At 68.1% G+C, this 25,261-nt stretch carries 21 protein-coding genes; 13 read left to right on the forward strand and 8 right to left on the reverse strand.

Annotated elements, in window-relative coordinates; all coding sequences use genetic code 11:
• Positions 1 to 25: 25 nt before the first annotated feature.
• Positions 26 to 550 carry a DUF402 domain-containing protein gene (locus QH195_RS10390; RefSeq protein ID WP_280422483.1) on the reverse strand — a complete coding sequence of 175 codons (525 nt, stop codon included), beginning with the start codon at positions 548 to 550 and terminating at the stop codon, positions 26 to 28.
• A 124-nt stretch (positions 551 to 674) separates the two neighbouring features.
• Here QH195_RS10390 and uvrB point away from each other — a divergent pair, with 124 nt between their 5' ends.
• Positions 675 to 2,867 (forward strand): excinuclease ABC subunit UvrB, encoded by a 2,193-nt coding sequence (uvrB, locus tag QH195_RS10395; RefSeq protein ID WP_280422484.1) that lies wholly within the window; start codon positions 675 to 677, stop codon positions 2,865 to 2,867.
• Positions 2,868 to 2,896: 29 nt separating this feature from the next.
• On the opposite strand, the gene QH195_RS10400 is transcribed toward uvrB, so the two are convergent.
• Complete coding sequence (locus tag QH195_RS10400) at positions 2,897 to 3,367, reverse strand: VOC family protein (RefSeq protein ID WP_280422485.1); 471 nt, start codon at positions 3,365 to 3,367, stop codon at positions 2,897 to 2,899.
• Positions 3,368 to 3,531: 164 nt separating this feature from the next.
• Here QH195_RS10400 and QH195_RS10405 point away from each other — a divergent pair, with 164 nt between their 5' ends.
• The 3 genes from QH195_RS10405 to QH195_RS10415 all read left to right on the forward strand — a co-directional run bounded on the left by QH195_RS10405 (position 3,532) and on the right by QH195_RS10415 (position 5,725).
• Positions 3,532 to 4,398, forward strand: a complete 867-nt coding sequence (locus QH195_RS10405) for a helix-turn-helix domain-containing protein (RefSeq protein ID WP_280435183.1) — start codon at positions 3,532 to 3,534, stop codon at positions 4,396 to 4,398.
• Between the two features lie 132 nt (positions 4,399 to 4,530).
• Positions 4,531 to 4,938 carry a DoxX family protein gene (locus QH195_RS10410; protein ID WP_280422487.1) on the forward strand — a complete coding sequence of 136 codons (408 nt, stop codon included), beginning with the start codon at positions 4,531 to 4,533 and terminating at the stop codon, positions 4,936 to 4,938.
• 334 nt (positions 4,939 to 5,272) lie between these two features.
• Complete coding sequence (locus tag QH195_RS10415) at positions 5,273 to 5,725, forward strand: universal stress protein (protein ID WP_280400522.1); 453 nt, start codon at positions 5,273 to 5,275, stop codon at positions 5,723 to 5,725.
• Positions 5,726 to 5,866: 141 nt separating this feature from the next.
• On the opposite strand, the gene QH195_RS10420 is transcribed toward QH195_RS10415, so the two are convergent.
• Complete coding sequence (locus tag QH195_RS10420) at positions 5,867 to 8,197, reverse strand: HelD family protein (protein WP_432278503.1); 2,331 nt, start codon at positions 8,195 to 8,197, stop codon at positions 5,867 to 5,869.
• Between the two features lie 145 nt (positions 8,198 to 8,342).
• Positions 8,343 to 9,677: a diguanylate cyclase domain-containing protein gene (locus tag QH195_RS10425; RefSeq protein WP_280422488.1), complete on the reverse strand. Its 1,335-nt coding sequence runs from the start codon at positions 9,675 to 9,677 to the stop codon at positions 8,343 to 8,345.
• 688 nt (positions 9,678 to 10,365) lie between these two features.
• Between QH195_RS10425 and uvrA the strand changes: the two genes are divergently transcribed.
• Positions 10,366 to 13,416: an excinuclease ABC subunit UvrA gene (uvrA, locus tag QH195_RS10430; protein ID WP_280422489.1), complete on the forward strand. Its 3,051-nt coding sequence runs from the start codon at positions 10,366 to 10,368 to the stop codon at positions 13,414 to 13,416.
• 458 nt (positions 13,417 to 13,874) lie between these two features.
• On the opposite strand, the gene QH195_RS10435 is transcribed toward uvrA, so the two are convergent.
• On the reverse strand, positions 13,875 to 16,691 hold the full coding sequence (locus tag QH195_RS10435) for an ATP-binding protein (RefSeq protein WP_280435184.1): 2,817 nt from the start codon (positions 16,689 to 16,691) through the stop codon (positions 13,875 to 13,877).
• A 228-nt stretch (positions 16,692 to 16,919) separates the two neighbouring features.
• Between QH195_RS10435 and QH195_RS10440 the strand changes: the two genes are divergently transcribed.
• A complete protein-coding gene (locus QH195_RS10440; RefSeq protein WP_280435185.1) occupies positions 16,920 to 17,276 on the forward strand; it encodes a VOC family protein in 357 nt (118 codons plus the stop codon).
• 110 nt (positions 17,277 to 17,386) lie between these two features.
• Complete coding sequence (locus QH195_RS10445; RefSeq protein ID WP_280435186.1) at positions 17,387 to 17,854, forward strand: iron chaperone; 468 nt, start codon at positions 17,387 to 17,389, stop codon at positions 17,852 to 17,854.
• Positions 17,855 to 17,942: 88 nt separating this feature from the next.
• Here the strand turns inward: QH195_RS10445 and QH195_RS10450 are convergent, their stop codons facing one another.
• Together QH195_RS10450 and QH195_RS10455 are read right to left on the reverse strand one after the other, a co-directional pair.
• On the reverse strand, positions 17,943 to 18,284 hold the full coding sequence (locus QH195_RS10450; protein WP_280422493.1) for a DUF1844 domain-containing protein: 342 nt from the start codon (positions 18,282 to 18,284) through the stop codon (positions 17,943 to 17,945).
• Between the two features lie 136 nt (positions 18,285 to 18,420).
• Entirely contained in the window at positions 18,421 to 18,975 is a 555-nt protein-coding gene (locus tag QH195_RS10455; protein WP_280435187.1) for a DinB family protein, read from the reverse strand.
• Positions 18,976 to 19,327: 352 nt separating this feature from the next.
• On the opposite strand from QH195_RS10455, the gene infC reads away from it, so the two are divergent.
• From infC to QH195_RS10480, 5 genes are all read left to right on the forward strand, one after another.
• Positions 19,328 to 19,954: a translation initiation factor IF-3 gene (infC, locus tag QH195_RS10460; RefSeq protein ID WP_280435198.1), complete on the forward strand. Its 627-nt coding sequence runs from the start codon at positions 19,328 to 19,330 to the stop codon at positions 19,952 to 19,954.
• A 139-nt stretch (positions 19,955 to 20,093) separates the two neighbouring features.
• A complete protein-coding gene (gene rpmI / locus QH195_RS10465; RefSeq protein ID WP_033245213.1) occupies positions 20,094 to 20,288 on the forward strand; it encodes a 50S ribosomal protein L35 in 195 nt (64 codons plus the stop codon).
• A gap of 112 nt (positions 20,289 to 20,400) precedes the next feature.
• On the forward strand, positions 20,401 to 20,781 hold the full coding sequence (gene rplT, locus QH195_RS10470) for a 50S ribosomal protein L20 (protein WP_033245214.1): 381 nt from the start codon (positions 20,401 to 20,403) through the stop codon (positions 20,779 to 20,781).
• A gap of 283 nt (positions 20,782 to 21,064) precedes the next feature.
• Positions 21,065 to 21,859, forward strand: a complete 795-nt coding sequence (locus QH195_RS10475; protein WP_280435188.1) for an alpha/beta fold hydrolase — start codon at positions 21,065 to 21,067, stop codon at positions 21,857 to 21,859.
• Positions 21,860 to 21,993: 134 nt separating this feature from the next.
• Positions 21,994 to 22,830 (forward strand): TrmH family RNA methyltransferase, encoded by an 837-nt coding sequence (locus QH195_RS10480; protein WP_280435189.1) that lies wholly within the window; start codon positions 21,994 to 21,996, stop codon positions 22,828 to 22,830.
• Between the two features lie 191 nt (positions 22,831 to 23,021).
• Here the strand turns inward: QH195_RS10480 and QH195_RS10485 are convergent, their stop codons facing one another.
• On the reverse strand, positions 23,022 to 23,564 hold the full coding sequence (locus QH195_RS10485) for a TetR/AcrR family transcriptional regulator (protein WP_280435190.1): 543 nt from the start codon (positions 23,562 to 23,564) through the stop codon (positions 23,022 to 23,024).
• A gap of 121 nt (positions 23,565 to 23,685) precedes the next feature.
• Between QH195_RS10485 and QH195_RS10490 the strand changes: the two genes are divergently transcribed.
• The gene (locus tag QH195_RS10490; RefSeq protein ID WP_280435191.1) at positions 23,686 to 25,128 is read left to right on the forward strand and encodes an MFS transporter; all 1,443 of its coding nucleotides are present in this window, start codon (positions 23,686 to 23,688) and stop codon (positions 25,126 to 25,128) included.
• Positions 25,129 to 25,261: the final 133 nt, after the last annotated feature.

A 25,261-nucleotide genomic window follows, 5' to 3' on the forward strand; every position in this document is an offset into this window, starting at 1 on the left:
CGAACCACCGCGCGAACCGGCGGGCTCACATCCAGGTGAGAGGCATGTCCAGGGACGCGGTCCAGGCCAGGAAATCGTGGCCGTGGGCGGCGATACCGTCGATGGCACGGGTCGCGGTCACCACGGCCTGCTCCGCGGTGGCGGCGTCGATCAGGCCGGTCGTGTGGGCCGCGAGGAGTTCGTCGACGTCCAGCAGTTGGGTTTCCCGGCCGGTCCGGACCACCAGATCCAGGTAGTGGTCGACCGATCGCCAGCGTTTCGGTTCGAATTCGCCGAATACCCCTATATCGATGTAATAGTCCTGGTCGCGCATATGCGCCGGATGGAAGTGGAACACCGTCGCGCGGACGCCGAGCGCCGGCAGCAGCCAGGATTCGAGGTAGTGGAACTGGGGGTGATCGGCGCTGCGGGCCATGTACAGACCCCAGGGCTCGAGGTGGTAGCGCTCGACCGCGCGGATGAATCCCTTCGGATCGGTATTCGTCAGTTCCGCGATATCGAAGTACTCCACCTTCGGCCGGTGGACGTGCACACTGGCTGGCTTGGTCACAGGTGCAGAATCTACCCAGACCGCCGGTGATGTGCTCGGTGCCGTACCGGCCGGCCGCCGGCGCCGCGGCCGCTGCGGTGGTGGAGGCCGGAATCGTGTCGGTGGGCGGGCTTAGTCTGGGGTCATGGCATTCGCAACCGAACTCCGTGCGGCCGGCGTCAGCGGAACCGAGGCCGACGGGCAGACTCCCCTGGCGAAATCGGAGTTCCGCCCGGTCGGGGAGATCGAGCGGACCGGCGGGCGGTTCGAGGTCGTCAGTCCGTATCGGCCGGCCGGTGATCAGCCGGCCGCGATCGACGAGCTGGAACGGCGGATAACGGCCGGAGAACCCGATGTGGTGCTGCTGGGTGCCACCGGTACCGGTAAATCCGCCACCACGGCCTGGCTCATCGAACGCTTGCAGCGGCCCACACTGGTGATGGCCCCGAACAAAACTCTCGCGGCGCAGCTGGCCAACGAGCTGCGCGAAATGCTCCCGCACAACGCGGTGGAGTATTTCGTCTCGTATTACGACTACTACCAGCCCGAGGCGTATATCGCGCAGACCGATACCTATATCGAGAAAGACAGCTCGATCAACGACGATGTGGAGCGCCTGCGCCATTCGGCGACCTCCGCGCTGCTGTCGCGGCGCGACGTGGTGGTGGTGGCCTCGGTGTCCTGTATCTACGGTCTGGGCACCCCGCAGTCGTATCTCGATCGGTCGGTGCTGCTGGAGGTGGGTGCCGAGGTCGACCGGGACGCTTTCCTGCGCATGCTGGTGGACGTCCAGTACACCCGCAACGATATGGCCTTCACCCGGGGGTCGTTCCGGGTGCGCGGCGATACCGTCGAGATCATCCCGTCCTACGAGGAACTGGCGGTACGGATCGAATTCTTCGGCGACGAGATCGAAGAACTCTACTATCTGCACCCGCTCACCGGGGACGTGGTGCGCAAGGTCGATATGGTGCGGATCTTCCCGGCCACCCATTACGTGGCCGGTCCGGATCGGATGGCGCGGGCGGTCACCGATATCGAGGCGGAGCTCGAAGAACGGCTGGCCGAACTGGAGGGCAAAGGCAAACTGCTCGAAGCGCAGCGATTGCGGATGCGCACCCAATACGATCTGGAAATGATCCGGCAGGTCGGCTTCTGCTCCGGTATCGAGAACTATTCGCGGCATATCGACGGGCGGCCCGCGGGTTCGGCCCCGGCCACCCTGCTCGATTATTTCCCCGATGATTTCCTGCTGGTCATCGATGAATCCCATGTCACGGTGCCACAGATCGGCGGTATGTACGAGGGGGATATGTCGCGCAAACGCAACCTCGTCGAATACGGGTTCCGGCTGCCGTCGGCGGTGGACAACCGGCCGTTGACGTGGGAGGAGTTCGCCGAGCGAATCGGTCAGGCGGTGTACCTGTCGGCAACTCCGGGCGATTACGAACTGGGCCGTGTAGGCGGCGAGGTGGTCGAACAGGTGATCCGCCCGACGGGTCTGGTCGATCCACAGGTGGTGGTCAAACCCACCAAGGGGCAGATCGACGATCTGGTGCACGAGGTCCGGTTGCGAGTCGAGCGCGACGAGCGGGTGCTGGTCACCACGCTCACCAAGAAGATGGCCGAAGATCTCACCGACTACCTGCTCGGGCTGGGCCTGCGCGTGCGGTACCTGCATTCCGAGATCGACACCCTGCGCCGGGTCGAGTTGCTGCGCCAGCTGCGTCTCGGCGAGTACGACGTGCTGGTGGGTATCAACCTGTTGCGTGAGGGCCTGGACCTGCCGGAGGTTTCGCTGGTGGCCATTCTGGACGCCGACAAGGAAGGGTTCCTGCGCAGCACCAAAAGCCTCATCCAGACGATCGGGCGCGCCGCCCGCAACGTCTCGGGCGAGGTGCACATGTACGCGGACAAGATCACCGATTCGATGCGCGACGCCATCGACGAGACCGAACGCCGCCGGGCCAAACAACTCGCCTACAACGCGGAAATGGGGATCGATCCGCAACCGCTGCGTAAGAAGATCGCCGATATCCTCGATCAGGTCTACTCCGAGGCCGACGACGAGGTCGCGGTGGGCGGGTCCGGTCGTAATGCCAGCCGCGGCCGCCGGGCGCAGGGGGAGCCCGGCCGGGCGGTCAGCGCGGGCATCGTGGAGGGTCGCGATATCAAGTCGATGCCGCGGGCCGAACTGGCCGATCTGGTGGCCGAGCTCACCGATCAGATGATGAACGCGGCCCGCGAACTGCAATTCGAGCTCGCGGGCCGGCTCCGCGACGAAATCGCCGACCTGAAGAAGGAGCTGCGCGGGATGGACGCGGCCGGATTGAAGTGACCGGGTCCGGATCCCGCTGCGGCGGACGGTCAGCCCTGGGTGGCCATCCATTCGTCGACCCGGCGTTCGGCCTCCTCACGGGAGACGTCTTCCACGCGGGTCATCACCACCCAGCGGTGACCGAACGGGTCCGATACGGCCGCGTAGCGGTCGCCGGTGACGAAGGTGGCCGGGTCTTCGGCGACCCTCGCACCGTGTGCACGGGCGCGGGCGACCACGGCGTCGACGTCCGGGCAGTAGTGCACCAGCGAGGTGTGCACCCATTCGCCGGTGGGTGCCAGCACGTTCTGGTCCGGTACCGGCATACCCAGCTGAATCGTGGAATCGCCGATCTTCAGTTCGGCATGGGCGGGCTGCCCGTCCGGCATATCGTTGCGGGAGATCACCTCGGCACCGAAGACGGTGGTGTAGAAGTCGATGGCGGCATTGCCGTCGGAGACCGCGATGAACACGGTGATCGAATGGTAGCCCTCGGGAATCGGATTCACTGTTTCGCTCATGAGTTCGAGTCTGCCGAAGCGCGCCGAGCGGATCTTGTAAGAAAGCGACAGCCCGCCGAAGTCGGCAACGGGACTCGGCGGAAGCGCCGCATCGTGGCTCGGCTTCGGCATGCGCGCTCGGTGGTCTCCGGCCGGTCGGAACGACAGCCTCCGCGGACCTCGTCGTGAGTGACCCGGGCCCCGCTCCGGCGCCGGATGATCGGAAGGCGATCCTGCATCCGCACGAGCAGGAGCGCTATCGCACGCTCGAGCGATTGTCGGCCGGGACGGCAGTTGCCGAGTACGTCGAGTGGTATTGGGCCGTGCGCTGGGATATGCGCGGGCGTGCGCCCTACTTCGCCGAGGTGCTCCCGTTTCCGTGCGTGCATCTCACCTTCGAACGCGACGGCGATCGTTACGGAGGATTCGTCAATGGTGTGTGTACCCGGAAATACGTCCGGGAGCTCGCCGGTCGGGGGGAGACGTTCGGGGTGCGGTTCCGGCCCGGCGGGTTCGGGGCGTTCACGGGCCTCGATGTGGGCAGGCTGCGGGACCGGGCCGTGCCCGCCGGGGAGGTACTGCCCGATATCGGAGATCTCGCCGAGCGGGTGCTGGCCACGCCCGCCGATCCGGACCGGCGCCGGCTGGTGGAGGACTATCTGTGCACCCGCACCCGGCGCGCCGATCCGAACTACCGGCTCGTGCTGCGGATCGCGGCGGCGATGGCGCAGGATCCCGAACTCACCCGGGTCGATCAGGTCACCGAGCGTTTCGGGGTTTCGGCGCGGACACTACAGCGGCTGTTCCGCCGGTACATCGGTGCGGGACCGAAATGGGTGCTGCGCCGGTACCGGCTCCAGGACGGCGCGGATCTGCTGGCCCGGGGCCGCACCGCCGATCTCGCCGCACTCGCCGCCGAGCTCGGATATTTCGATCAGGCGCATTTCACCCGGGAGTTCACCGCGGAGGTCGGAATGGCGCCGCTGGAATATGCCAAGAATTCGATACGCTCGCGCGATGAGGTGACTTCCAAGGTGCTGCCTGCCTCATAGTCGGATTTCGGATTCGACACGGAAGCGGTACCCGTCGGCAAACCGGCACGAGCGAGTCAGGCCCGAAGGAGACAGCGCAGCGTGACCACGTAGGGCCTTCGTTCCTGCCACATGGAAATCGAGGAGCTGCACATGGATGTCGTGGTATTGATCGGCCGGGTGATGTTCGTCATCCTGTTTCTCAGCTCGGCGCTGGGGCATTTCACCCAGACGAAAGCCATGGCCGGCTACGCGCAGGCCAAGGGCGTACCGATGCCGGAGATGGCGGTCCGGGCCTCGGGTGCGCTCATGCTGCTCGGGAGTATCAGCATTCTGCTGGGTATCTGGGCCGATCTGGGGGCGTTGCTGTTGCTGATCATGATCGTGCCCACCATGATCATGATGCACAGTTTCTGGAAGGAGACCGATCCGGAAGCAACGCAGTCGGAGACCATTCAGTTCAACAAGGATCTCGCTCTCGCGGGCGCCCTGGTGATGCTGTTCGGTTTTTTCGCGCATACCGAGGAATTGGGGCTGACGATTACCGGCCCGCTGTTCTAGCTGCGGTCCGTATTCGTAATTCGGTGGGGCGGTGCGCTCGTGGCCGGATGTGTTGTGAGGAAAATCCCACGGCGGCAATGGTGTTCGCTGTTCTTGTGATGTGTCACATGTTCGACCGCGTGGCAGCGGGAACGTCCAGGTAGATACGGCCGCTGCCGCTGTCGCGAGCGAAAATGTGAAACACTGGTGCCGCCCCGGCGCAATGTGATGTAGAACGAATCCGGTTACTCGGACCTCGGTTACGGCTATGGTCTACGCAGTCGCTGCGCCGTTGCCGACATTCCGGCAACGTTCGGCGCAGCCGCGTTTATACCCCGCACAGTTGGAGGAGAGAATGACCGCCTACCGGACCATTGTCGTCGGTACCGACGGCTCGGACTCGTCGTACGTCGCCGTGGACAAGGCCGCCGCATTGGCGGGAGCCGCGGGTTCGACACTGATCGTGGCCTGCGCCTACTACCCGACCGACGACCGTGACGTCGCCGCCGCGAGCGATCTGCTCAAGGACGAGGCGTACCAGGTTCGTGGTTCGGCGCCCACCAACGAGATTCTGCGTACCGCGCGGGACCGCGCCGTGGCGGCGGGCGCCAAGGAGATCGTCGAGAAGGCGATCGTCGGCGAACCGGTCGAATCCCTGCTGGACCTGGTGAAGGAAACGCAGGCGGATCTGCTCGTGGTCGGCAACCGGGGCCTGAACACGCTGGCCGGGCGGTTGCTGGGTTCGGTGCCCTCGGATGTGGCGCGTAAATCGAAATCCGATGTCCTGATCGTGCACACGGTGCGCTGACCCGCACCTGTCGCGTTTTCGCCCCGCCCGGAACATGTTCGGGCGGGGCGTTCGCGTATCAGGGCGAACCGGGGTACAACCGGTGGGCACCCTGCCGTCGCCGGTGGAACACCTCGGTGTGCAGGCCGAGGCGACCCCGGATCAGCGTGCGAGGCGGTGCAATTCGGGCGGGAGATCCGTGCTGTGCACCACGGTGAGCCGCTGGGTCGCGCGGGTCAGGGCGACGTACAGATCGTTGCGGCCGCGCGGTGAATCGGCGATCACCGCGCTCGGTTCCACCAGGTACACCGCGTCGAATTCCAGGCCCTTGGCCTCGGTCACCGTCAGCACCCGTACCGATTCGCCGGCCAGCTGGGCCAGCTCGCCGATGTTCTCGGCGGGGGCCAGTACCGCCGCGGTACCCGGACCCTCCTCCTCGGCGAGCATGGCGGCCAGCGTCTCCGCCATCTCCGCCGCGGCCACCCGGTACGCCCGCGGCATGCGGCCGGTTTCCCGTACCGAACGTGGTACCTGGGCGGTGGGGTCGATGGCGGCCAGCACATCCGCCGCGACCGCCATGATCTCGGCCGGTGTGCGGTAGTTCACGGTCAGTTCGGTGCGTTTCCAGCGTTTGGCCACATACGGTTCCAGCATCTGCGCCCACGAATGCGCACCCGCGGGGTCGCCGGTCTGGGCGATATCGCCGACCACGGTGACCCACCGGTTCGGTATCCGGCGCATCACCATCCGCCAGGCCATTTCCGACAGTTCCTGGGCCTCGTCCACGATCACATGCCCGTAGGTCCAGCTGCGGTCGCCGGCGGCCCGTTCGGCGGTGGTCTGCCGGTTGCGCACCTGCTGGCGTTCGGCGAGCTGGCTCGCATCGATCAGGTCGTAGGCCATCAGGATCTCGGGGTCGAGTTCGTCCTCGAGATCCTGGGGGGCCGAACCGGTGAGGATGTCCAGGGCATCCTGTGCCTCGGCGAGCTGGGCGCGCCAGCGGCGCCGGGCGCGTTCGCGCTCCTCCGCGTCGTCGGTGCCCAGGAGTTCGGCCAGTTCGTCGAGCAGGGGTGCGTCGGCGGCACTGAACTCGCCGGTGCCGGTGCGCAGGAGTTCGGCGCGATCGGCGGGGTCGAGGATTTTGCCGGCGGCCCGGTCGAGCCGTCCGGGGTCGGTGAGAAGGTCGGTGAGGACCTGCTGCGGGGTGAGCAGCGGCCACAGTTCGGCCAGTACCCGGTTGATCGTGGCATCGGCGCGCAGTTCGTCGCTGATCTCGCTGAGATCGGCGGCGCTGAGCAGGCTGCGGCCACCGCCCATCGGGTCCGCGCCCATGGTGTGCGCCAGTTGGTCGGTGAGCGCTTCGATCACCATCGATACGAAGATGGGCCGGGCCAGATTGTGCGGGCGGCGCGAGGAGCGGGCCCGGCCCCGGGCCCGGGTCACGATCTTGCGGTCCAGGGTGACCGGGTACCCGTCGAAGGTCAGGGTGATGGATTCGCGCGGTACTTCCTGCCGGTCGCGGACGGCGTTCTTCAGGATGTCGAGGACCTGCAGCGACCCCTTGAGTTCACCGGCGCGGAGCGTGTCCTCCCGGGTCGCCTTCACGCCCGGGTACAGGTCGCCGATGGTGGACAGCAGCACCCCGGTCTCACCCAGGGACGGCAGCACCTGGCCGATGTAGTCGAGGAACGTGGCATTGGGGCCGATGATCAGCACACCGCTCTTCGCCAGCTGCTGCCGATAGGTGTAGAGCAGGTATGCGGCGCGGTGCAGCGCGACCGCGGTTTTCCCGGTACCCGGCCCGCCCTGGACCACCAGAACGCTCTTGTGCTCGGCGCGGATGATCGCGTCCTGTTCGGTCTGGATGGTTTCCACGATGTCGGACATATGCCCGGTGCGCGCCGCGTTCAGGGCCGCGAGCAGCGCGCTCTCGCTGCCGACCCCGCCGTCGGAGGCGGTGGCGCCGGCGCGGCGGGCGGCGTCGAGATCGAGGTATTCGTCGTTGACGGCGGTCACCCGGCGGTTGCGGGAGCGGATATGACGCCGGCGGGCCACGCCGTCGGGAGCAGCGGTGGTGGCCAGGTAGAACGGCCGGGCCAGCGGGGCCCGCCAGTCCAGGAGCAGGGTTTCGTAGTCGTTGTCCTCGTCGAGGATGCCGAGGCGGCCGATATAGCGCTGCTCGGGACCGTCCTCGCCGTCGGTGATATCGATCCGGCCGAAGCACAGGCCGTGCTCGGCGGCGTCGTATTTGGCCAGATCCTCGGTGTAGAGCTGGGTGAACGATTCCCGCTCGGTCCGCGCCTGCGGGGTACCGCCGGTTTCCAGCAGCACCGTACGCAACCGCTTGTCCGCGTAGGCGCGCATATCGTCCAGCCGGTCGTACAGCACCGACAGGTACGCCTGCTCCTGATCGATATCTCGGGTCGCCGCGTCCGGCGGTGACTCGGTGGAGTCCAGGGTGCCTACGCGTTCCTGGGTGCGGTTGTCGGGCAAGTTCTGGCTCCTTCTCACCCACGGCGGGACAAGCTCGGCGGACACGAATTACGGTGTGCACACGTTGCGCTGGGGCGTGCACAGAGTTGTCGAGTCTACTGCGGACTACGGTGACATGACGTTTCCGCAGGTCGGCGGCTTGTTGTCAGGAGACGTTGCTGTTGTCGCCGCGCAGACCGCGCCCGCGGGTGGCATTGCGGTGGCCCGGCGGTTTGGCCTCGTACATCGCGAGATCGGCGTCGTGCAGTACCGCTTCGGGAGTGCGCGTATCGCCTGGTTCGAGCGTGGTGACTCCGATGGATGCGTTGACCGCGATCCGGTGCCCGCGGGCGACGATCGGTTCCGCCATGGCCGCCCGCAGCCGCTGGACCAGCGGTTCGAGCTCTTCGTCGCCGGGGCGCCCGGCCAGCAGGACGAGGAATTCGTCGCCGCCGAGCCGGCCCACGAGATCTTCGGCACGCAGCGCGCGCTGCAACCTGTGGGCCACGATCCGCAGCACCGTATCGCCGATGGCGTGACCCATGGTGTCGTTGATCGATTTGAAGCCGTCCAGGTCGATGAACATCACGGTGGACACCCGGCGGTGCGCCCCGCTGGCGGCCAGTGCTCCCGACAGCTGCGACAGGGTCAGCGACCTGTTGGCCAGCCCGGTCAGTGGGTCGTGGGTGGCTTGATATTCGAGCTGGCGGCGCCCGGCCAGATACTCGGTGATATCGGTGAACGAGCACACCGCCGCCACGCCGGGTTCGTCCGGGGTGAGCAGGCGGCTCGAAACACTGAGCCAGCGGCGCCGGCCGTCCGGACGGCCGATGGCGAATACGAAGGCGGTGACCGTCTCGCCGGTCGCCAGGGTCCGCGCGACCGGATGGCGGGACGGCGGCATCGGCGCACCGTTGGCGTCCATCCATTCCACCGGCAGCTGGGCGATCTTGGAGCCGACCACCGGCATCTGGTCGTCGATGCCGAGGATGCGCCGGGCCGCCGGATTCGCCGAGCCGATGATGCCGTCCCGGTAGATGACCGCCACACCCTCCTCGAGCTGCGCCACCACCGTGGTGAAATGCTGTTCGGCGCGGCGCTGGGCGCGTTCGGCGCGGCGCTGGGCGGACAGGTCGTGGATGACCACCTGGTAGGCCAGGCGATCGTGCCAGGCAGTGAGCACGGAGACCGTTTCCACCGGGACCTCGCGGCCGTCCAGTGCCAGCAGGGTCATTTCGGTGGGATCGGTGGCGACTCCGGCTGCGGTGAGGCCGGCGAGCCGCTCGAACATGAGCTCGCGGGAGTCGGGGTGCAGGAAACGGGTGACGCGTTGACCCAGGATCTCGGCGAGATTCCGCGCGCCCAGGATCCGCAGGCACGCTGGGTTGGCGTAGACCACTATGCCGCGTTCGTGGACGAAGATTCCGTCCGGGGAGTGTTCGACCAGGGAACGATACCGATGCGCGAGTTGCTCGGCGGCGGAGGCCCTGCGATCTCCCATACCAACCCCCATCGTCGGTTGACCCGGACATTCAAACACGGCACTACTCCGGCATCCACACACATGGAACTCGTCCCGTGGACGTGATGCCTCCGGCGATCACGTCACAGCGTGTTCCCGGCGGTACCGGGTAACCGGGAACCGAGGCGGGAGATGCCGTGCAAGACACCGGACTTCACTACCGATCTTATGTCGACCACCGGCGTCGGTGCGGTCACCGGTGACGACTGGGGGCTAGAGATGCTCCGCAGTGGTGCGATGGCGGCGCGATTTGTACCCGGATTCGGTACCGGCCCCGGTTTCGGGGCACGGCGGACCACGGGCACGGCCGGTCCGGCGTGATCGGTGACACGCCCCGGCGACGGGCCCGGTTGACCTACTCTGGGATGGGAGCCCGTCCGGCTCGCCCGTCGTCCTGCCGATGCGCTCGGACAGTGTGCCGGTACCCGGCGCAGTCCGTGGAGCCGCACCGTATCCGCGGGTCCCGGCCGTTCGGCGAAACTTGTCGGTGGCTCGTCCTAGCATCACCGCGGGCCCATCCGCGGCCCGAGCCGAGAGCGACGACCGGGCAGCAGTGGCCGTCCTCCGTTGCCGCCCGTACCGGGCCGGTCGCGGCGGCTCCAGCGGAACGACATCATGGCGCGCCTGGAGGCGCGACGACGAACAGATACGAGAAGGGACCCACCTGGTGGCGGAACGCCTGACTGTCCGCGGCGCGCGGGAGCACAACCTCAAAGGGGTCGACCTCGACCTGCCCCGCGACAGTCTGATCGTCTTCACCGGCCTGTCGGGGTCGGGGAAGTCCAGCCTGGCCTTCGATACGATCTTCGCCGAGGGACAGCGCCGGTATGTGGAATCGCTGTCCGCCTACGCCCGGCAGTTCCTGGGCCAGATGGACAAACCCGATGTGGATTTCATCGAGGGCCTCTCACCCGCGGTCTCGATCGACCAGAAATCCACCAACCGCAACCCGCGTTCGACCGTCGGCACCATCACCGAGGTGCACGACTACCTGCGCCTGCTCTATGCCCGCGCCGGTGTCCCGCATTGCCCGGTGTGCTCCGAACTCATCGCCAAACAGACCCCGCAGCAGATCGTCGACCAGGTGCTGGCCATGGAGCCGGGGGTCCGCTTCCAGGTGCTCGCACCGGTGGTGCGTACCCGCAAAGGTGAATTCGTCGACCTGTTCGACCAGCTGAACTCGCAAGGCTATTCCCGGGTCCGGGTGGACGGCGTGGTGTATCCGCTCACCGATCCGCCGAAGCTGAAGAAACAGGAAAAGCACGATGTCGAGGTGGTGGTCGACCGCCTCGCCGTCAAACCGACCGCCAAGCAGCGGCTCACCGATTCCATCGAAACCGCGTTGCGCCTGGCCGACGGGATCGTCGTTCTCGATTTCGTCGACCGCGACGAACACGCGCACGATCGCGAGCGCCGCTTCTCCGAGAAACTGGCCTGCCCGAACGGCCACGCCCTCGATATCGAGGATCTGGAACCGCGGTCGTTCTCGTTCAACTCCCCCTACGGAGCCTGCCCCGACTGCACCGGTCTCGGTATCCGCAAAGAGGTCGACCCGGAACTCGTTGTTCCCGACCCGGAGCTGAGCCTGGCCGAGGGTGCGATCGCGCCGTGGTCGCGTGGGCAGAGCGCGGAGTATTTCGTGCGCCTGCTCTCCGGGCTCGCCGCCGCCCAGGGCTTCGATCTGGACACCCCGTGGCGTGAATTACCGCCGCGGGCGCGGAAAGCGGTGCTCGAGGGCAGTTCGGATCAGGTCCATATCGTCTACACCAACCGCTACGGCCGGAAACGCTCCTACTACGCCGATTTCGAGGGTGTGATGCCGTTCCTGCAGCGGCGGCTGGACAACACCGAATCCGAGCAGATGAAGGAGCACTACGAGGGCTATATGCGGGACGTCCCGTGCCCGGTGTGCAACGGCGCGCGGCTGCGGCCGGAGATCCTGGCCGTCACGCTTTCCGCGGGCGCGGAGCGGAAATCCATCGCGGAGGTCAGCGAGCTCTCGATTCGCGACTGCGCGCAGTTCCTGAACGCGCTGACCCTGGGGGAGCGGCAGGCGGCGATCGCCGGTCAGGTCCTCAAAGAGGTGCAGGCCCGGCTGGGGTTCCTGCTCGACGTGGGCTTGGACTACCTGACCCTGTCCCGTGCGGCGGCCACCCTCTCCGGTGGTGAGGCCCAGCGGATCCGGCTCGCCACCCAGATCGGGTCCGGGCTGGTCGGGGTGCTGTACGTGCTGGACGAACCGTCGATCGGGTTGCACCAGCGCGACAACCGGCGGCTCATCGAAACACTGACCAGGCTGAAGAACCTGGGCAACACCCTGATCGTCGTCGAGCACGACGAGGACACCATCCGTGCCTCGGACTGGGTTGTCGATATCGGCCCCTACGCCGGTGAACACGGCGGCCAGGTGGTGCACAGCGGTCCCTATTCCGAACTGCTCGCCGATCCGGCCTCGCTCACCGGCGCATACCTCGCCGGCCGGGAGCGCATCGAGATACCGATGATGCGGCGGCCGGTGAACAAGAAGCGGCGGGTCACGGTGGTCGGGGCCACCGAGAACAACCTGCGGAATATCGATGTGGCGTTCCCGCTGGGTGTGCTCACCGCCGTCACCGGCGTCTCCGGATCCGGTAAGTCCACCCTGGTCAACGACATCCTGGCGACGGTGATGGCCAACAAGCTGAACGGCGCGCGCCAGGTGCCGGGCCGGCACACCCGGGTCAACGGGCTGGATCAGCTGGACAAACTGGTGCGCGTGGACCAGTCGCCGATCGGCCGCACCCCGCGGTCGAACCCGGCCACCTACACCGGGGTGTTCGACAAGATCCGCAGCTTGTTCGCCGCCACCACCGAGGCCAAGGTACGTGGGTACCAGCCCGGTCGCTTCTCGTTCAACGTGAAGGGCGGTCGCTGCGAGGCATGCTCCGGCGACGGCACCCTCAAGATCGAGATGAACTTCTTGCCGGATGTTTATGTGCCGTGCGAGGTCTGCCAGGGTGCCCGCTACAACCGGGAAACCCTCGAGGTGCACTACAAGGGCAAAACCATCGCCGAGGTCCTGGATATGCCGATCGAGGAGGCCGCCGAGTTCTTCGAACCGGTGACCTCGATCCACCGCTATCTGGCCACCCTCGTCGACGTCGGTCTGGGCTATGTGCGTTTGGGCCAGAGCGCGACCACTCTGTCCGGTGGTGAGGCACAGCGCGTGAAACTGGCGGCCGAACTGCAGAAACGCTCGAACGGCCGCACGGTCTACATCCTCGACGAACCCACCACCGGCCTGCATTTCGAGGACATCCGCAAACTGCTCGCGGTGATCAACGGCCTGGTCGACAAGGGCAATACCGTGATCGTCATCGAACACAACCTGGATGTCGTCAAGACCGCGGACTGGGTGATCGATATGGGTCCCGAGGGCGGATCCGGCGGCGGAACAGTGGTCGGTGAGGGGACGCCCGAGGATATCGCCGCCACACCCGGCAGCTATACGGGCGAGTTCCTGAAGGAGATCCTGGCGCAGCCCGCGGCGACGGGACCGGTGACGGATACCGGTGCGGTGAAACCGGATACCGCACCGGCGCGTAAGACCGCGGCCAAGAAGGCGCCGGCAGCGAAGAAGTCCGCGAAAACGGCGGCGGAATCGCCCGATAAGGCAGTGAAATCGCCGGACGCGCAGAAGGCGAAACGCCTGGCCCGCAAGGCGGCGGCGCTGCGCTGAGCACGGCGGCGGGGTGGCGGTTGCCCGGGTAACCGCACCCCGCCGCGTGCGGCTACGCAGAACCGCGCGACAGTGCGTGCACAGTCGTACGCCGACTACCACCGGCACGGTCGACGAGCTACCGGAGCGATCACGCCGGAGGCGCGGTTGCGGGGCGAACGTGCTGTGACGATGGTGCTCGGCCGGAACGATCTGCGATGGCCGTCGTACCTCTGGTACCGAGCGTGCTGTGCTGTGGTCCGCGGTGAGCGGGCATTGGGTGTGTACCCGGCCGGACCCGGTCACCGCACGAGCGATGGTGTTCCCGTTCCGGGCTGGATTCCAGCTTCATTACAGCGAGGTATCCGTCCGGGGCGCCGGGTCCGGGCAGCACGAGAACGCGCTGGTCGAAGTGCGGATACGGCGCCCGGCCACGAACTCGTACAGGAGCGGCGATCATCGCGGTCCGGGTTGTTCGATCAACCGGCAGCCGGGGCGAATCCGAGCTCACGGAGGGTCCGTACGCCCTCCCCGGCCCGATCATCGCCTACCAGCGTGAGGGTGCGGGCCTGCTGGTAGAGACAGCCCGCTGTTGCGAACGCGTCCGCCGCGGCGGCGAGCCGCTCGGAATCGCCGGCGTGCAACGCCGCGGCGCGGGCCACGATCGCCTCGGCGATGGGGTCACCGGTGATCACTGTTGCGGCGGTGGCGAGATATTCGGCGGCGGTGGGGTCACCGGCGAGGACCGCCGCCTCGGCGCGCAACGCGTAGTACCAGTGGCGCCAGACCCAGACATCGCGGACATCCATATCGCCGAGATCGGTCGCCAGTTCCGCGACGGCGTCGGCGGCACCGCCCCGGTGGAGCAGCAGGATTGCCTCGAAAACCGCGCCGTAGGCGGTTTTGTGCTGCGAGGCAGTACCGAGTTCTGCGGCGATCGCGAGCCACCGTGTCCGGGCCGTTTCGTCGTCGCGCAGACCGTGTATCAGGGCGACCGCGGCCGCCGCCGGGGTGAGATGCGGTGCGTGCGGGCGGCCGGCGAGTTCCCAGGCGTCGATGAACCGGCTGCTACCCGCCAGGACGTCGCCGGAATGTCCGGCCAGCGCGTCCGCCAACAGCAGCCGCGATGTCGCGAAATCGCCGCGTTCGGCCAGAATCGGCAGGTCGCGCAGGTGCGCCCCGTACCGCCGGGCACCGGGCAGATCTCCCACCCCGAGGCAGATTTCGGCGGCTTCCGCGAGCGCGCCGACCTGTTCGACCACCTCGGCCGGAGTGTCCGGAGACCCGGTGAGCAGTTCCACACGCCGGCGCGCGGTATCGGCCGCGGCGAAGTTGTCCCCTACCCAGCACTGAGCAGCGGCTAGGGCGTCGAGGGCAGCGCTTCGTGCCAGCCGATCCTCGGTGCGGTAGGCGAGTTCGACTGCTCGCTGTGCCAGGTCGACCGCTGTCGGCCGGCCCGCCTGCGGTTCGCGCCCTGCCGAATCGGCGGCGTGGGCGAAGACTCCGCACTCGGCCAGCGCCACCGCCGCCGCTGCACCGGGGTCGTCACCGGCCAGTGCGCGGGCTTCGGCAAGGAGATCGGCGGCCTCGCCGGGAGCAGGGGCTTGCGCGAAGGTATCGGACATCCGGAAAACAGTTATCGCCGCGGTGGCCAGGTCGCGGGCGGCCGCTGCGGTGTCGCCGCCGCGGTACGCGGTTCCGGCGGCGGTGCGGTACAGGCGATACATATCCGCACCCCGCGTCCGGCATCCGGCCACGGCGGCGGCATGACGCAGGGTGGCGGCCGCGGCGGCCGGATCGTCGGTCAGGGCTGCGGCCTGCTCGTACCGCAGCTGTGCTTCACCGGTGAGGTTGCGGGCGAAGGTCAGCCGGGCCACCGATAACGCCAGTTCATGGGCGTCGGACCGGTACGCGGACTGATCGGCCGCCCATGTCAGCGCCGCTCGCAGATCGTCGATTGCCGTATCGAACCCGCTGCGCCACCCGGCGGCGGACGGGAGTTCTGCTACGAGCGCTGTGGCCGTCACACGGCACCAGTCCAGATGGCCGGCGTATGCGATGGCCGATTCCCCGGTCGCAGTGAGCTGTTCGGTCGCGTATTGACGGATGGTCTCCAACGCCCGATAGCGGGTGCCGCCCGCGGTGGTGACGATGGTCAGCAGACTCTGCTCGGCGAGCCGGGCCAGACCGTCCGCGATCGCGTTCCGCTCCAGCGGCGGATATCCGGCCACCGCGGTGGCATCGGCCGCGGTGAACGGGGCGGCGAAAACCGCGACGCGACGCAGCAGCAATCGATCCTGATCGGTCAGCAGGGTCTGGCTCCAATCCAGCATGGCCCGGACCGACCGATGCCGTTCGTCGGCGCGCCGGCCGCCGACGAGTAGTCGCAGTGGATCGGCGAGGCTCGCGGTCAACCCGTCGAGGCCGAGGCTGGGCAGCCGGGTCGCCGCCAGTTCGATCGCCAGCGCCAGCCCGTCGAGGCGGCGGCAGATCTCGTCGACCCGGTCCAGCCGGTCCGGCTCGATCGAGCGGCCCAGGGCACGGGCCCGCTCCAGGAACAGCGCGACCGCATCGGACGGGCCGTTGCCACCGTCGAGCACCGTCGGCGGCACCTCGTAGACCTGTTCGAAGGGAACCAGCAACCGGGCCCGGCTGGTGACCAGAACGGTCACCCGGGGACAGTGGGCCAGTAGTCGTTCCAGGAACGGCGCGAGGGCGTCGCGCAGATGCTCGCAGTTGTCGAGCACCAGCAGGGTGTGGCGGTCGGCGAGCACGGTGAGCACCGAATCGTCGAGACTCTGCCCGTGCTGCTCACCGAGACCCAGCGCGCGGGCCACCGCCGACCCGATCAAAGCGGGATCGGTGACCGGTACGAGGTCGACGAACCACGCGCCGTCGGTGAATTCGGCCGCCAGATCCGCGGCTACGGCCAGCGCGAGCCGCGTCTTGCCGACCCCGCCCGGCCCGAGAGCGGTCACCTGGCGGTGCGCCGTGACGGCTGCCCGCAGCGCGGCGCGCTCCCCGGTCCGGCCGATGAACGATGTCAGCGGTGCCGGCAGGACGGCGACCGATTCGTTCACCTGCTCGGCGCGGGTCGATTCGGCGGCACGCCCTGCCAGCGCACGCCGATCGGGCACGCCGACCTTACGCAGCAGCGCGGAGACATGTGTTTCCACGGTCCGCACCGAGATGTACAGGCGCGCGCCGATCTCGGCATTGCTGAGGTGCTGGCCCACCAGGGCGAGCACCTCGGCCTCCCGGTCCGAGATCCCGCCGGTGACCTTCTGCTTCGACACGTCGTGATTGTCGCGTACCGGCTCCGTATCGCTACGTGCCCATGGGTACGTGCGTACTCAGTGGTCGATTCCGTGGTCGGCACGGATGTGCCCGCGCACGGCCGGGAAATAACGTTGTTCCCATCGGCGACGGACGACGATCTACCGGCGGAAAACCTTCGAGATACAGGGTGTTCCGGTGCCGGGCCCGACCTCCGCGCCATCCGATCGACGACCTCAGGAGCGACCATGGCCACCCAGTCCACCACCGGAATAACCACCGTTCTGCACCCCGTCTCCGACCTCGCGAAGGCGGGAAAGGTGTACTCCGCGCTGCTCGGTATCGCGCCGCAGACCGAGGGGACCTACTACATCGGTTTCGATATCGCGGGCCAGCACATCGGGCTGGTGCCGGGCGGCGGACCGCAGGAGATGACCGCGCCGGTGGCGTACTGGCAGGTGCCCGATATCGAGGCGAAGCTGGCCGAGGTCTGCGCCGCCGGCGCCACCGTGCGCGAAGCTGTGCGCGAAGTAGGTGCGGGGCGCCTGGTCGCCACGGTCACCGACCCGGACGGCAATGTGCTCGGCCTGCTGCAGGACCGCTGAACCTCGGCTCGCCGGCTACCGCCGCCGAGCCACAAAGCTGCGCGGACACGTCCACGATCCGCGGACAGCCATCGAAACGGATATCTCCCCACCGAAACGAAGGAACCACCATGACCACCCCGAAGACCGCACCCCCGGCCACCTCGAAGAGTTCGGTGAAGTTCTCCGCCGAAGAACGTGCGGCGATGAAAGAGCACGCCCAAGAGCTGAAAACAGCCGCCCGCCGCGGCGGGCGGGCCGGTAAAGCGGACGGCGAGCGCGATGTACTGGCCAAGATCGCCGAGCTGGCGGAGAACGACCGGGCCCTGGCCGAACGGATCCACGCCATCGTCACCGCCGATGCGCCGGGTCTCACCCCGAAGCTCTGGTACGGAATGCCCGCCTACGCTCGTGACGGCAAGGTCGTCTGCTTCTTCCAGAGCGCCGCGAAGTTCAAGGCGCGCTACGCCACGCTCGGCTTCAACGATTCGGCACAGCTCGACGAAGGCACGATATGGCCCACCGCCTACGCGCTGACCACGCTGAGCCCGGCGGACGAAACCCGGATCCGCGAGTTGGTGCGGAAAGCGGCCGCCTGACCGCCGTCCGCCGAGTCGAGCCGCAAACATGAGCTGGTTCGCAGTCGAAGCTCGGCGCCGGCCCGGAGTTTGCGGCGGGGCCGGCCGGTCAGTAGACCGGGCCGGTGTACTTCTCGCCCGGCCCGGCACCCGGGGCGTCGGGTACCGCGGAACTCTCCCGGAAGGCTTTCTGCAGCGATTGCAGGCCCTCCCGCAGCGGCCCGGCGTGCGGTCCGAGATATTCCACCGACGCGGTGATCAGACCCGCCAGCGCGGTGATGACGCGCCGCGCCTCGTCCATATCCCGGCGCGGGCTGTTCTCCGGATCGGCGTCGCTGAGCCCGAGCTTCTCCGCCGCCGAACTCATCAGCATCACCGCGGCCCGGCTGATCACCTCCACAGCGGGGATATCGGCCAGTTCACGCACGTCGGCATCGGGCTGTTCGGTCATGGGGATCAGCCTAGGCGTGGGCCCCGGCCCACCTATGCCCCGGCTGGGGTGATGTGCCCGAACCGGCCCGCCCCACAGCCCACCCCGCCACCGGCGAGAGTGCCTGGCGTACCGAAGTTCGGACATACGTCGCCGCTCAGGCCGTGGTCCGGGTGGTCGTCGTCCCGCCCGCCGATCCGGCGGCCCGCAGGACCCGCAACTGGCCGATCTCGGCGGCGTTCTTCATCAGTTCCGCATTCACCCAGGCAGCCAGATGGGCGACGGTCAGCCCGGCTTCGGCCGGCCACGGGTAGTGCGTGGGCTGTTCGAGTGTGCTGTCGTCGCAGCGGTCGAGCACGGCCAGCCACTGCTCACGAAGGTCGGTCAGCCAGGTCAGCGCGGCGGCGGTGGTGCCCGGCCAGTACACCTCGGTGCGTTCCGGCACCGGTCGTCCCTCGGCATGTTCGATCGCCGAACTCCACCACCAGCCGATATGCCAGGTCAGCCAGGCGATGGTGGTGGCGGGGATCGGATCGGGCTCCGTTTCGGCGAAATCCGGTCGCCAGTGCCCGTCGGCACCGCGGTGGACCGTCCAGATCACCTCCGCGGGTGCCCAGTGGGTATCGTCGTCGGTCAAGGCGTCGAAATGCAGCTGGGACAGCGACCAGACCAGGTCGAATTGCCAGCGGAGAAGGTCACGGCGGCTGCTCACGGATGCCGAGCCTGGCAGGCGGCGGGCGGTGGGGCAACCGGTTTCCGCGCCGGGCGCCGACCGGGCGATTCGTTCATCCGGCGCGGAACTGTTAAACTCGTCGGCGACGACCGCCCCGGTCCTGTCCGGGGCAGACAAGTGGAGCCCGACTCCCACCGTTGCCGGCGAGTGATCGCCAGGTCAAACGGTCCGGTCACCCACCTTTCGTGGTGGGACCACGGTCCCGGATGAACCGGGAGTGTGGCGCAGGTATCGCACCTGCGTGGATCGGTCGACTCGGGCCCCGTCGGCGGTTAAATACCGCGACGGGGCTTTCGTGTTGAACAAGGGGTTCATTTCGAGCGGTCGTCGGATGACACCGCTAGACCTAGGAGGCCCCATCAGCACTGAGACCCGCATCAACGATCGCATCCGTGTTCCCGAGGTCCGGCTCATCGGACCCGGCGGTGAACAGGTTGGGATCGTGCGTGTTGAAGATGCACTCCGCGTCGCCCTGGAGGCAGACCTCGACCTCGTAGAGGTCGCACCGGACGCACGTCCGCCGGTCTGCAAGATCATGGATTACGGCAAGTTCAAGTACGAGACCGCGCAGAAAGCGCGCGAGTCCCGGAAGAACCAGGTCCAGACCGTGATCAAGGAACAGAAGCTGCGGCCCAAGATCGACGATCACGACTACGAGACCAAGAAGCGCAATGTCGTGCGCTTCCTGGAGGCCGGGTCGAAGGTCAAGGTCACCATCATGTTCCGGGGACGCGAACAGTCCCGGCCCGAGCTCGGTTTCCGGCTGCTGCAGCGGCTGGCCTCCGATGTGGCGGATTTGGGTTTCGTCGAGACCTCGGCCAAGCAGGACGGCCGCAACATGACGATGGTCCTCGCCCCGCACAAGGGTGCGAAGACGCGGGCCAAGGCCGCGCAGGATTCGGCCCGGCCGCAGTCCGGCGGCGCGACGCCGAATGCCGGTCGGCCGGTCGCGCAATAACAACGGCGTAGCCGTGAACACTGCGGCGCACTGCCGCACCCGCGGCGTACGCCGCAGCGATATTGCGTCGAGCCCGCAATAACGCTGATCAGTACACCTGGTCCGCCCCTGCGCGGGCACGACACAGATTGAGGTTGCCATGCCGAAGATGAAGAGCCACAGCGGCGCATCGAAGCGTTTCAAGGTGACCGGTAAGGGCAAGCTGCGCCGTCAGCAGGCCAACCGCCGGCACCTGTTCGAGTACAAGTCCTCCCGCCGGACCCGTCGTCTGGAAGGTACCGAGGCCGTCGCCCCCGCCGACGTCCGCCGGGTGAAGAAGCTGCTGGGTATCTGATTCCCCTTTCGGGGCAGATACCGTCCGGTACCGCCTACGCGACCGGACGCCGATGAACCGACCCACTCGGGTGCGAACGACGAGCACCCCCAAGATCGATTAGGACTGACCAGTGGCACGCGTCAAAAGGGCCGTCAACGCTCAGAAGAAGCGCCGTTCGATCCTCGAGGCCTCCAAGGGCTACCGCGGGCAGCGCTCGCGCCTGTACCGCAAGGCCAAGGAACAGCAGCTGCATTCGCTCACCTACGCCTACCGGGACCGCCGGGCGCGGAAGGGCGATTTCCGCAAGCTGTGGATCGCGCGTATCAACGCCGCGGCCCGCGCCAACGACATCACCTACAACCGCTTCGTGCAGGGCCTGAAGGCTGCCGGTGTGGAGGTCGACCGCAAGAACCTCGCCGAGCTCGCCGTCTCCGACGCCGAAGCGTTCGCCGGCCTGGTCGCCGTCGCCAAGGCCGCGCTGCCGGCCGATGTCAACGCCCCGGCTGCCTGAGCGGTAGATTTCGCGGACCGGACCCGGTCCGGCCGTAACGAGGGGGCCCCCCCGGGGGGGGGGGGCCCGGGGGGGTGGGGCCGCCCGCCCCGGCCCGGGCCTCACCGCGGCCCCCCTCGTGGGGGGGGGGGCCCTCGTGCTGTCCGACGACCGGCCCGGCCGAGTCGGCTGTCGCAACGGTGAGCGGCGGACGTGGTCGGTCGACGCCTCCCGGTCCGGGTGGATGTGGTCCGGTGCGCAAATGGCTCGCATCCCGGCGGGCCGGGATGACAACATCCGTGTTGTGCGAGAACAACTGTCCCTGCAGGCGAACGGTGTGCGGATCTCCTATACGGACTTCGGTGGTGGCGGCACCCCGCTTCTCGCGTTACACGGGACATTCGGCCGAGGCGCGATATTCGCCGGCCTGGCGCGCGAACTCAGCGGCGTTGCCCGGATCATCGCACCGGATCAGCGGGGGCACGGGTTCAGCGGTCATCCGGACAGCTACGCCTGCGCAGACTTCGTCGACGACACCGCCGCCGTTCTCACCGGGCTCGATCTCGCGCCGGCGGTGATCCTGGGCCATTCCCGCGGCGGTATCACCGCCTACCAGCTCGCGGCCCGTCATCCAGAGCTCGTGGCAGGCCTCGTCATCGAGGATGTCGGTCCGGTTATGCGGCGTCCCGAGGTCGAGCACCCGGTGCTACCGGTGCACGGTTGGCCGCAAACCGCGCCGACCGACGCGGAGCTGGCGGAGGCGCTGCTCGCCCGTGGCGTACCCGATGCGAGCTACTTCCTGCAGAGTGCGGTCACCATGCCGGATGGGCAGCGCGGGTTCCTCTTCGACTGGAACGACATGATGGCCGTTCAGCTCAGCGGTGTCGGGGACTGGTGGGACGACTGGCTCGGTTCGGACTGTCCGGCACTGGTACTGCGTGGGGAACACAGTGCCCTGCTTCCCGCCCGGCTCGCCGAGGAAATGGTCGCCCGCAGACCCGGTGCCCGCTCGGCCGAGATCACCGGTGCCGGCCATTGGATCCACGACGACGCCCCGGCGGCCATGGCCGCGGCGATCGCGACGTTCCTCCGCGGCTGAATGCCGGGACCCGGTGCCCGTCACCCGGCGTGGCGACAGCCGAGGGGCCGGACCGGGGCAATCGGGCGGGCTGCCGTCTTGCACAGGGGTACGGCTGCGGATGAGCGGGTGCGGGCCGGCACTACGATCTACGGGTGCGTGGTCAACAGGAAGCCATCGACTGGCGCAATACCCGCGTAGTCGCCGCCGCGAAACTGCATCGGGGGGCAGCGCGCAAGAAGACCGGGCGGTTCCTGGCCGAAGGCGCCAACTCGGTGGGCGCGGCGCTCGATACCGGGCGGGTCCGGGAGCTCTTCTACTCTGCCGAAGGCGCCACCCGTGAGCATGCGTTGATCGCCGGTGCCGCGGCGGACGGTGTGCGCACAACGCTCGTCACCGACCGGGCCGCGCAGGCGCTGGGGGAGACCGTCACGCCGCCGGGCCTGGTGGCCGTCTGCGATCTGGTCGATGTGCCGCTGGACCGTATCCTGCCGGCGGAACCCGGATCGCCGACCCCCCGGATATTGGCGGTGCCGGTCGGGATCGCGGATCCGGGTAATGCCGGGACACTCATCCGGGTGGTCGACGCGATCGGTGCGGACGCGGTGGTGCTGGCCGGCGACAGTGTCGATCCGCACAACGGGAAATGTGTCCGATCGTGCGCGGGCAGCCTCTTTCATGTGCCGATCGTGCGTGATCGCGAGACAAACGCGGTGCTGGACCGGATCGAGGAGGCCGGGATCGCCACCGTGGCCACCGCGGCCGACGGTGAGCTCGACCTCGAGGACGCCGGCGAACTGTTCACCGGCCCGGTGGCCTGGCTGTTCGGCAACGAGGCGCACGGCCTCGATCCGGAGGTGGCGCGCCGGGCGCGGCACCGGGTCCGGATCCCGATCCACGGGCGGGCCGAAAGCCTCAATATCGCCGCGGCCGCGGCGATCTGCCTGTACGCGAATTCCCGGGTACGGCACCGCACGGGATCGGCGACGTAGCTGCCGACAACGACGGCAGGCCGGTTGCCGGTGGTATGCGGAGCCGACGACGACTCGTCCGGTCTCGTCGTCCGGGGCGCAACGTGTATTGTGTCGGCCGCAGCTCCAGCGGACTCGACAGCGACCGCACACGCGTCATCGAATCGGTCGGACACGGACGTGCGAGTATCGCTACCGCTTCCCGGGCCGGTTCACATGCCGTGCTGGTAGAGATCGGCCAGCATGTCTTCGGCCCAGTCGGCGGCTATCGCTTCCGGTCCGGTCACGCGGAGTGCGGCCAGCACAGTGAGCAGCATGCCGGTCGCGAGGAAACGCCGGGCCTCCGCGATCGGGGCGCCGGTGAGTTCGCGGATGAGGCGATAGATGCGGCCGTAGCGGTCGCGGATCACCGGGCCGATATCGGGGTCGCCCGCCGCGGCGAAGGCGTGCAGGAGGACCTGGAGCAGGTTGCGGTCGGCGAGGAACCGGTTGTAGGCCTCCGAGAGCGCGTCGAGGGGTGCGCCCGGGCCGGCGGCTGTGGCGGCTTCGGTGAATACTGCCTCGATACGGTCGCAGACCTGGCCCACCGCGGCGAGGAACAGGCGCTGTTTGGAGCCGAAGAGGCGGATGACATAGGGCTGTGAGACACCCGCGCGCCGGGCGATCTCGTCGGTGCGGGTGGCCGCGTAGCCGGTTTCGGCGAAGGCGGAGACCGCCGCGTCCAATACCTGGGCGCCGCGTTCTTCGGCGGTCATCCTGATCCTGCTCGATTCCGGCATGGTCCTCCTCAGGTCTGCTCGTACTGTTGACATGTTATCAGTCGATGCATACCGTTTTCGGTAGGTAGTTATCAGTCGATTACAACAAGGATGCGATATGACCGAAGCGCTGACTTCACCCACCGTCATCACCGCAGACAACACCGCGGAACCCCACCGCGGCAGCGTCGCGCCGCGGCCACCGCTGGCACTCGTACTCGCCGCGGTCGGCATCCCCATGTTCATGGTCACGCTCGACAACCTGGTGGTCACCAATGCACTACCGGTGATCCGCACCGAACTGGGCGCCTCGCTCAGCGATCTGCAATGGTTCGTCAACGCCTACACGCTGTCCTTCGCCGCCCTGCTGCTCACCGCGTCCGCGCTCGGTGATCGGCTCGGCCGCCGCCGTATCTTCCTCGCCGGTATCGCGCTGTTCACGCTCGCCTCCGCCGCCTGCGCCCTGGCGACCGACCCGGCAACGCTCATCGCCGCCCGGGTGGTGCAGGGCCTGGGTGGCGCGGCGGTGATGCCGCTATCGCTGACCTTGCTCTCCGACGCCGTACCGGAACGCCTGCGCAGTGCCGCGATCGGTATCTGGGGCGGGATCGCCGGCCTCGGGGTCGCTCTCGGTCCTCTGCTCGGCGGGGCGGTGGTCGACGGGATGAGCTGGCAGTGGATCTTCTGGGTCAATGTGCCGATCGGGATCCTGGTACTGCCGCTGGTCGCCCGGGTCCTGCGCGATTCGCGTGGTGGTGCAGGCCGGTTGGATCCGCTCGGCTTGATCCTCGCCTCGGGAGGGGTGGTCGCGATCGTCTGGGGGATCGTGCACGGCGCCGACGACGGATGGACCTCGGGAAGTGTGCTGACCGCGCTGCTCGGTGGTGCGCTGCTGCTGGCCGCACTGGTCGCCTGGGAGCATCGGGCCTCCGCCCCCATGCTGGCTCCGCGCTTGTTCGGGGTGCGGGCGTTCAGTGTCGCGAACGTGGTGGCGTTCGCGTTCTCCGTCGGGGTGTTCGGGTCGATCTTCCTGCTCGCTCAGTACTTCCAGGTGGTGCAGGGATACAGCCCGCTGGAATCCGGTATCCGCACCATGCCGTGGACCATGGCGCCGATGGTGGTGGCCCCACTCGCGGGACTGGTGATCGACCGCGTCGGCCCCCGGATCCTACTGGTCACCGGGCAGGCGCTGCTGGCCGTGGCGCTGGCCTGGATGGCGGCGGTGACCACGGTGGACCTCGCCTACAGTTCGTTCGTCGCCCCGCTACTGCTGGCCGGAATCGGAATGGGCCTGACCTTCGCCCCACTGGCGACCGTGGTGATGGCCGCCGTGCCGGAGGCGGATCGGTCCGTGGCCTCGGGGACCAACAACACGGTGCGCGAGGTCGGCGTGGCCATGGGGATCGCGGTACTGGCGTCGGTGTTCGCCTCTTACGGTGCCTACACCGATCCGCAGGGTTACGTCGACGGACTGGTGCCCGCCGTGTGGGTGGGTGCGGCGATCGTGGCCGCCGGAGCGTTGGCCGCGGCCCTGCTGCCCGGCCGGGTGCGGGCCGAATGAGGGCATGATCGCCGAGGCCCCCCCGGGGGGGGCCCCCCCCCCGGGGGCGCCCCGCGGGGGGGGGGCCCGCGGGGGGGGGGGCCCCCCGGGGGGGGGGCCCGCCGGGGGGGGGGGGGGGGGGGGGGGGGGGGGG

The sequence above is a fragment of the Nocardia carnea genome (genome assembly GCF_029868855.1).
Lineage (GTDB): Bacteria > Actinomycetota > Actinomycetes > Mycobacteriales > Mycobacteriaceae > Nocardia > Nocardia carnea_A.